Below are 7,704 nucleotides of genomic sequence, written 5' to 3'. Positions count from 1 at the left end.
AATATTAATGAATATAAAAAATACAGCATAATTTAACGAGTTATAAAGATAAGATAAACAGAAAATTAAATTAATAAAATAAAAGTTAGCAGTTGTAGTAAAAATGTATGCTAGAATTGAATTAATTAAAATACTAAAATGTATTAATGTATTAAGGTAAAAGTAGTTTAAATCACTCTTGAATTTATATAATGACAACTATTCCGAAAATATACATTTAAAGACTATTTAGATTTTACTAAAAAAAGAATGATTACATATATTTTCCCACTACTTTTTTGTTATATATTTAAATACGCATGCAGATTTAACATTTTTAACATTTTTAACATTTTTTTATAAAAATAAACATCTAAAAATAATTATTATTGAATTTTGCATGCAGATTTCAATAATTTAAGTGAAATCATGACTCATGCAAATCTTTAATAATTAAGTTCAGATGTTTTTAAACATATTTTAAACTTTTTTACTTTTATTGATTTTTTTCAATTAGTTGTTCTAAATCAACTTCAAATCTATTATTATCATCATTAACTGATTTAACATATGCTGTACCTATATTATTATCAACACTAACTATAATTACTGGATTGTTTTGATAATAAACTATTGTATTGTTATTTTCATTTGAATTTAATATTTCAGCTGCTCTTCTTAATTGCATACTAAACCTCCTAAATTACTATTTTAAATGTATGTTAACCCTTTACTTTATAAAATATGCTATTTAGGATAAATTTTAAAATAAAAATCCTTAGAGGTATTTGATTAAATACATTCTAAGGATCTTTATCTTTTTTTTTATAAACATCTTCCAATCTCTCTAAATTTGTTATATCTATGAGAAATTATCTCAGCTTCACTAAGATTTTCATAGTGATTTAGTCTATCTATGATGAACGATTTTATATCTCTTGAAACAGGTTCAATATTTTGTTGTACACCTTTAAAAGGTTCTTCTATGATTTTATCTACAATTTTTAATTCATATAAGTCTTGGCTAGTAAGTTTCATGACTTCACTAGCTTCTTTTGATTTAGATGCATCTTTAAAAAGGATGCTAGATAAACCTTCAGGTGATATAACAGAGTAAACAGAGTGCTCTAACATGCATATTTCATTTCCTACTCCAATTCCTAAAGCACCTCCACTTCCACCTTCTCCGATAACAAAACAGATTATAGGTACTGATAACTTACTCATTTCAAGTAGATTTCTAGCAATAGCTTCACCTTGGCCACGTTCCTCAGCCTCTAGACCGCAAAATGCACCTGGAGTATCTATAAAGGTTATTATAGGCCTTTTAAACTTCTCTGCTTGTTTCATTAGTCTAAGCGCTTTTCTATAACCTTCTGGATGAGGCATTCCAAAGTTTCTTTTTATGTTTTCGTGTACGTCGTTTCCTTTTTGATGACCGATTATTGTTACACTAAATTTATCGATTTTTCCTATTCCACCTATAATAGATGGATCATCTTTGTAAAGTCTATCTCCATGAAGTTCTATAAAGTTTGAACAAATTTTATCTATGTAGTCTTTAGTCGTAGGTCTTTTAATATCTCTACTTAAACATACTTTTTCATATGGAGATAGTTTTATGCAAGCTTCACTCTTAAGAGTATCTAATTTTTTTTCTAAGTCTATGATTTTATCACTTAAATCTATTTCATTAGAAGAAGAGATTAATTTAAGTTTATTTATATCTTCCTCTAGTTTTTCTATTTTTTCTTGAATATCAGTATCAATTGTATGCAATGTGTTTCCTCCTTATCTAATGATAAACTAAATCAAAGCTTTATTTTAGAATTTAATTTACCTACATATAAAATCAACGAATAAACTATTATGATTTATTCGTTGACAATTTAAATTTAATTTATTCAGTAATGAATATAGTAGCTATTTTAATCTATTTAGATTTAAATAATTTAATGTAGAGATAAGATATTAGAGATTGTATCTTTCATATCTACTCTATTTACAATCAAGTCTATAAATCCATGTTCAAGTAAAAACTCTGAAGTTTGGAATCCTTCTGGTAGTTTTTGATTAATTGTTTGTTCTATTACCCTAGGACCTGCAAAACCAATAAGTGTGTTTGGTTCTGATATTATAATGTCACCAAGCATAGCAAAACTAGCAGTAACTCCTCCTGTTGTAGGATCTGTTAGTATAGTTATATATGGTAATGCCTTTTCTTCTAGCCTAGAAAGTGCTTGAGAAGTTTTAGCCATTTGCATAAGGGATACTATACCTTCTTGCATTCTAGCCCCTCCAGATGCCGTACAAATAACTATAGGTAAATTATTATCTGCTGCATATTCTATTGAGTAGGTGATCTTATCGCCTACAACACTTCCCATGCTTCCCATCATAAAATCAGGGTTCATTACACATAAGACACTTTCAATACTATTTATATTGCAAACTCCACAAATAACAGCTTCAGATTCATTAGTTTTTTCTTTATATGAATTCACCTTATTTGGATAATTAGGAAAATTTAATGGATCTTGAATGTCTAATTCAAATTCAAATTCCTGAAAACTTCCTTTATCTGCTAATAAATTTATTCTATCTCTAGCTTTAAACTTATAATGAGTTAAGCATTTAGGGCAAATATTTAAATTATCTTCTATGTCTTTTTTAAATACATGGTCATTGCATCCTTTGCAATAAATCCAAAATCTATCGTCTACACTGTTTTCCTTAAACTTATTATTCAATGGAACTGTTATGTATTTATTTTCCTTCGAACGACGAGTAGATGAATCAGCGGATGACAAAAATTTTTTTATCATAATTATTTACTCCCTTTTGTTATACTGTATCTGATATTGTACTTGCTGCTTCTAACATAAATTCATTTTCTATAAACTTAGTATGGTGAAGATCTTTAGCAAACGCATCACTAGTAATAAGTAACTTTTGAAACTCTATATTTGTATCTATTCCTTCTACAATGATTTCATCTAAAGCTCTATTTATTTTCTTGATACATTGTTCTCTATCCTCAGCCCAACAAATAAGCTTTCCTATCATAGAATCGTAAATAGGAGGAATTGTATATCCTGTATATATGAATGTATCAAATCTAACTCCAAAGCCTCCCGGAATATTTATTGATGTTATTTTGCCAGGGCAAGGTTTGAAATCATTAGATGGATTCTCAGCGTTTATTCTACATTCAATTGCATGACCTTTAAATACAATATCTTCTTGCTTAAAAGGTATAGGCTCTTTATTTGCGATTGAAATTTGAAGTTTAATAAGATCTACTCCTGTAATCATCTCTGTAACAGGGTGTTCTACCTGTATTCTTGTATTCATTTCTATGAAATAGAAGTTTTTATCACTATCTACTATAAACTCTATAGTACCAGCACCTAAATAGCCTATTCCTTTTACTATATCAACAGCAGTTTTATATAAGTGGTTCTTTTCATTAACATCTAAATAAGTACTAAGAGATTCTTCTAGAACCTTTTGATTACGTCTTTGCATAGAGCAATCTCTTCCACCTAAGTGAATAGCGTTTCCAAAACTGTCTCCAAATACTTGAACTTCTATATGTCTAGGATTTTTTATGAATTTTTCCATATATAAATCCTTACTTCCAAATGCTGATAAAGCTTCTGAACTAGCGATATCAAAACTTGAAAAAAGCTCTTCTTCACAAGTAACAATTCTCATACCTTTTCCACCGCCACCATTAGAGGCTTTTATGATAACAGGGTATCCAATTTTATTTGCAAGGCATAAAGCTTCTTGTTTATCTTTTAATACACCCTCAGACCCTGGAACAACAGGAATATTTAATTTCATCATAGTTTCACGAGCACGAGACTTATCACCCATTAAAATCATTTGTTCCATTTTAGGACCGATAAGTATAATTCCGTTTTCCTCACACTTTTTAGCAAACTCTGCATTTTCTGATAAAAAACCAAATCCAGGATGTATAGCATCACATTCAAGTTTAAGAGCCAGGTATATTATATTGTCTATATTATTGTAACTTTTGCTTATGTTATTTGGACCTATACATATAGATTCATCAGCCAAATATCTATGGAAGCATTCTTTATCAATATCTGAGTATATAGCTACAGTCTGTATGTCTAATTCTTTACAAGTTCTAATTATCCTAACAGCTATATCTCCTCTATTTGCAATTAATATCTTTTTAATCATGTCAAAGACCTCCTACCTATAATGGTTTTATTTTAAATAGAGGTTGGTTATACTCCACTAATTCTTCATTTTTAACTAACACTTCGACCACTTCACCAGATATGTCGCTTGTTATTTCATTCATAAGTTTCATAGCTTCAAGAATACATAAAGTATCCCCTTCATTTACTATATCTCCTACTTTAACAAAACTACTTTCATTAGGACTTGGCGAAGCATAGAAAGTTCCCATTAAAGGAGCAACTATTGTAGATGCATTATCTTCTTCCACTTCACTTACACAATTATACGCGTCATTTATTATAACTTCATTTGAGTAATCTGCTATCTCATTATTATTTGTAGGTATAGCATTTATAGAATTAACTTTTTTTGAAACTTCTAATTTTAATTCGCTATTTTCTAGCTTTACATATTCTAAATTAGTTTGATCTATAACCTTTAATAATTCTTTTATTTCACTTATTTTCATTTGTGTTACCCCCTCGTATTATTACCTGGTACTAATATTATATCATAAAAAATAATTTTGTAAATATTTTTTGATTAATACAGTTGTCCTAATTACATGCCTTTTATTTGATATAAAAAAACTCACTTTACTCATGCTTCTACAAAAGTATTTAAACACTAAATTAAATTTACTTATAAAAAAAGTGCTGATGAGGTCATCAACACTTTTTTATATTTAATATAAAGCAACGTAATTAACTTAAATAATAAGAATTAGTTGAAGCGATGATCAAAGTTGAATTTTATATTTATATTAGTGACCATATAACCCTTTATATTTAGTATCTTTTAGATAATTATAGATTTAAAAGGTGTAAATTTCAACTTATTTTTCAAATTCTCCTTCTAAAACTTCTAATTCTTTTAATGTTAGTCCTGTAATATCCATTATAAACTGTTTTTGAGCATTTTTAATTAAAAGCTCTCTAGCCATTTCTCTCTTTATAAGTAATGTTTTAAGTTCTTTTTCATCAAAATTCTCTTTTATTTCTTCATACTTTATATCCTCATTTTCTGGTAGTATTTTTTCATTTGATTTTTTATAAGTAATTAAATTAAATAATATAAAAATAGCAGGGATAGTAAAGTATATTCTAGCACCCATAAAGCCTATTATAACTGTTGAAACAATAATTCCAACGTTAAAATTCTCAAGTGGTATATTTAAAAATATTTTATCCGGGTCATAAGATTTTATAACTGCTAATAATAAGGTTAGTATGCATAAAGGTAATAAAAAATAACTAGAAACAATCCCTCCAAACCATAGACTATCAAAATAGGTATCTATATTACTGTATGTTATCATATAACCATTCAAATAAGAGTACATGCATGCTATTACACCCAAGGTAGCTCCTAATGCTTGAGTATACCAATTTGTAAATCTTAAATTCATAATATCACTCCCAAAATACATATATAGAATTAATATGCATGCTTGAGTTTAAATATTTATAAATTCACCACAAATTTCAATATATTTAATAAATTAATAATAGTGGAGCTATATATTAAGACTGTTTAAATAGTACATTTTCAAATTGATTTAGAATATATAAAAAGCTTCAATAATTAAATTATGAAGCTTTTTATATATTCTAATTATTATTTTAAAGAGCTGATAGTATTTTGAAGGCTATCTACACTTTCTTTTAATGATTGTGTTGATATTAACTGTTCAGTAAGTAGTTTTACAGTTTCATTATCATTAGATTCTATGCATTGATAAATTTTGCTAAGTAATTCATATTCATCATTATTTAAAATAGTATTAGTTTGGAATTTGTTATTATAATTATATAAACACATATTATATCTCCTTTAAAATCAACATAAATATATATTAATCATTAATAATATTTAATATACATTTATATTGATTATTTAAACTTTTATATTTATTTTTATATAAAAAAGTATTATAATTTGACTTATGCATATTATATGCAAATTTAATATGTTAATTTTGATATTAATTGATTAAATTTGCCTCATGTGGAAAGAATACTATTAAATCCACTGAGTGAAGGGGAGTTTTGATTATGTTATATATATTGGAATTTATTTTAAAGATTTTATTTTTAGTTTTATCTATTGTTTGGATTGGGAAGATTATGATTTTGAGAACCGATAAGCAAATAATTATAAACCCTTTACTTATTGGGATAGCGGCACTATTAGCTGTATTACCAGGATTAAATAGTAATATAGAGTTAATAGGTATGAGTATTCAAAATATAAGGATTATATTGTACGGTATATATTCAGCTATAGTTATATTCGGAGTACGTGCTATAAATCAGAAAAATGGGATTTTTTAATTTAATATAGGGATGTAATTGTAGGATAATAAAAAGGTTGTGATAATTCACAACCTTTTTATTATATAAATATCTTAGTTCTTTTTAGCTTCACATCTAAATATTTTCATTCCATAAGACATAAACTTATCTTCATATTCAGTTGTAACATTTTCAAAATCACTTTCAGCTAAGTTTAGCGATATGTTTTTTAACATCCAATGATTAGATGCGATTTCATTTAAACTAAATTCGAATAATTTTTCATTATCTGTTTTAAAATGAAGCTCTCCATTTTCATCAAGTAATCTTTTATACATATTTAAAAAGTTTGTATGTGTTAATCTTCTTTTAGCCCATCTTGTTTTAGGCCATGGATCACAGAAGTTAACATAAACTCTAGACAACTCCCCTGTTTCAAAGTAATCTGATATGTTACTAACATCTGCCCATGCAAATAGTATGTTATCTAAATTAGCTTCTATTGCTTTTTCTACTGCCTTTAATAGTACTTCTTCTTTTATTTCAAAAGCTATATAATTTACATTAGGATTTTCTTTAGCTAATGTTGTTATAAACTTACCACGACCAGTTCCGAATTCTACATGTATAGGATTGCTATTTTTAAATTTTAGGTCCCACTTTCCTTTTAATTCATTTATATTGTCTCTAAGAACATAATTCTTATGACTTAATAGCTTTTCATCTGCGCCTTTTACTTTTCTTCTTCTCATGTTTTGCTCCTTACCTATTAATGTTTATTTACTATATACAATCTTTTAATAAAATGTTGTATTTTAAAATTTATTGTTCTTTTATAATACATTAATCTATATAAAAAATAAAGGGTATTAGCTCAGAGCTAATACCCTTTATTTTTTAGTGACCACAGCCAGAACATCCGCCGCCGCAACCATTATCATCTTGCATATTTTCAGGAGCTACTTTAAATCCATAACCAGTATCTTCTATAACTATGTTTCCATATTTATTGAAATCTTCACTGCTCATTATAAAGTGTAATCCATCAATATCATATTCTAAATCTTCAGCCTTTTGCTCATCCAGAGCAATTCCAAATGATGGACCGCCTCAGCCTATGCCTGCAAAATAAACTCTTATATTGTTAGGTCTATCTTGGTTATCTTTTAAGATATCTTTTAAAGTATTAACCGCTGTTTCTGGTAATGTA

Annotated in this window: 10 protein-coding genes; 1 reads left to right on the top strand and 9 read right to left on the bottom strand. The window is 27.1% G+C overall.

All coding sequences use genetic code 11. The annotated features are described in order from the left end of the window. Positions 1 to 475: 475 nt before the first annotated feature. The 7 genes from VLM92_RS01650 to VLM92_RS01620 form a co-directional block, all read right to left on the bottom strand. A complete protein-coding gene (locus VLM92_RS01650) occupies positions 476 to 667 on the bottom strand; it encodes an H-type small acid-soluble spore protein (RefSeq protein ID WP_325274615.1) in 192 nt (63 codons plus the stop codon). Positions 668 to 804: 137 nt separating this feature from the next. After that, complete coding sequence (locus tag VLM92_RS01645) at positions 805 to 1,758, bottom strand: acetyl-CoA carboxylase carboxyltransferase subunit alpha (RefSeq protein WP_325274614.1); 954 nt, start codon at positions 1,756 to 1,758, stop codon at positions 805 to 807. A 173-nt stretch (positions 1,759 to 1,931) separates the two neighbouring features. After that, positions 1,932 to 2,804 (bottom strand): acetyl-CoA carboxylase, carboxyltransferase subunit beta, encoded by an 873-nt coding sequence (gene accD / locus VLM92_RS01640; RefSeq protein WP_325274613.1) that lies wholly within the window; start codon positions 2,802 to 2,804, stop codon positions 1,932 to 1,934. Positions 2,805 to 2,823: 19 nt separating this feature from the next. Beyond that, positions 2,824 to 4,197 carry an acetyl-CoA carboxylase biotin carboxylase subunit gene (gene accC, locus VLM92_RS01635; RefSeq protein WP_325274612.1) on the bottom strand — a complete coding sequence of 458 codons (1,374 nt, stop codon included), beginning with the start codon at positions 4,195 to 4,197 and terminating at the stop codon, positions 2,824 to 2,826. Positions 4,198 to 4,213: 16 nt separating this feature from the next. Then, positions 4,214 to 4,669: an acetyl-CoA carboxylase biotin carboxyl carrier protein gene (accB, locus tag VLM92_RS01630; RefSeq protein ID WP_325274611.1), complete on the bottom strand. Its 456-nt coding sequence runs from the start codon at positions 4,667 to 4,669 to the stop codon at positions 4,214 to 4,216. Positions 4,670 to 5,035: 366 nt separating this feature from the next. Next, the gene (locus VLM92_RS01625) at positions 5,036 to 5,608 is read right to left on the bottom strand and encodes a hypothetical protein (protein WP_325274610.1); all 573 of its coding nucleotides are present in this window, start codon (positions 5,606 to 5,608) and stop codon (positions 5,036 to 5,038) included. 209 nt (positions 5,609 to 5,817) lie between these two features. Then, complete coding sequence (locus tag VLM92_RS01620; protein ID WP_325274609.1) at positions 5,818 to 6,021, bottom strand: hypothetical protein; 204 nt, start codon at positions 6,019 to 6,021, stop codon at positions 5,818 to 5,820. 233 nt (positions 6,022 to 6,254) lie between these two features. Here VLM92_RS01620 and VLM92_RS01615 point away from each other — a divergent pair, with 233 nt between their 5' ends. Next, a complete protein-coding gene (locus VLM92_RS01615; RefSeq protein ID WP_325274608.1) occupies positions 6,255 to 6,533 on the top strand; it encodes a hypothetical protein in 279 nt (92 codons plus the stop codon). Positions 6,534 to 6,607: 74 nt separating this feature from the next. Here the strand turns inward: VLM92_RS01615 and trmB are convergent, their stop codons facing one another. Both trmB and VLM92_RS01605 read right to left on the bottom strand, forming a co-directional pair. Beyond that, positions 6,608 to 7,246: a tRNA (guanosine(46)-N7)-methyltransferase TrmB gene (trmB, locus tag VLM92_RS01610; protein WP_325274607.1), complete on the bottom strand. Its 639-nt coding sequence runs from the start codon at positions 7,244 to 7,246 to the stop codon at positions 6,608 to 6,610. A gap of 145 nt (positions 7,247 to 7,391) precedes the next feature. After that, positions 7,392 to 7,523 (bottom strand): hypothetical protein, encoded by a 132-nt coding sequence (locus VLM92_RS01605; protein WP_325274606.1) that lies wholly within the window; start codon positions 7,521 to 7,523, stop codon positions 7,392 to 7,394. Between the last annotated feature and the right edge of the window lie 181 nt (positions 7,524 to 7,704).

This window comes from Romboutsia sp. (assembly GCF_035470145.1).
GTDB lineage: Bacteria > Bacillota > Clostridia > Peptostreptococcales > Peptostreptococcaceae > Romboutsia_D.
This window is presented reverse-complemented; position numbering and strand designations above follow the sequence as displayed.

Bases quoted from the DNA above. Each gene is read 5' to 3' on its own strand.
- accC (WP_325274612.1), bottom strand. From the start codon at position 4,197: ATGATTAAAAAGATATTAATTGCAAATAGAGGAGATATAGCTGTTAGG.
- accB (WP_325274611.1), bottom strand. From the start codon at position 4,669: ATGAAAATAAGTGAAATAAAAGAATTATTAAAGGTTATAGATCAAACT.
- VLM92_RS01650 (WP_325274615.1), bottom strand. From the start codon at position 667: ATGCAATTAAGAAGAGCAGCTGAAATATTAAATTCAAATGAAAATAAC.
- VLM92_RS01625 (WP_325274610.1), bottom strand. From the start codon at position 5,608: ATGAATTTAAGATTTACAAATTGGTATACTCAAGCATTAGGAGCTACC.
- VLM92_RS01605 (WP_325274606.1), bottom strand. From the start codon at position 7,523: ATGAGCAGTGAAGATTTCAATAAATATGGAAACATAGTTATAGAAGAT.
- accD (WP_325274613.1), bottom strand. From the start codon at position 2,804: ATGATAAAAAAATTTTTGTCATCCGCTGATTCATCTACTCGTCGTTCG.
- trmB (WP_325274607.1), bottom strand. From the start codon at position 7,246: ATGAGAAGAAGAAAAGTAAAAGGCGCAGATGAAAAGCTATTAAGTCAT.
- VLM92_RS01615 (WP_325274608.1), top strand. From the start codon at position 6,255: ATGTTATATATATTGGAATTTATTTTAAAGATTTTATTTTTAGTTTTA.
- VLM92_RS01620 (WP_325274609.1), bottom strand. From the start codon at position 6,021: ATGTGTTTATATAATTATAATAACAAATTCCAAACTAATACTATTTTA.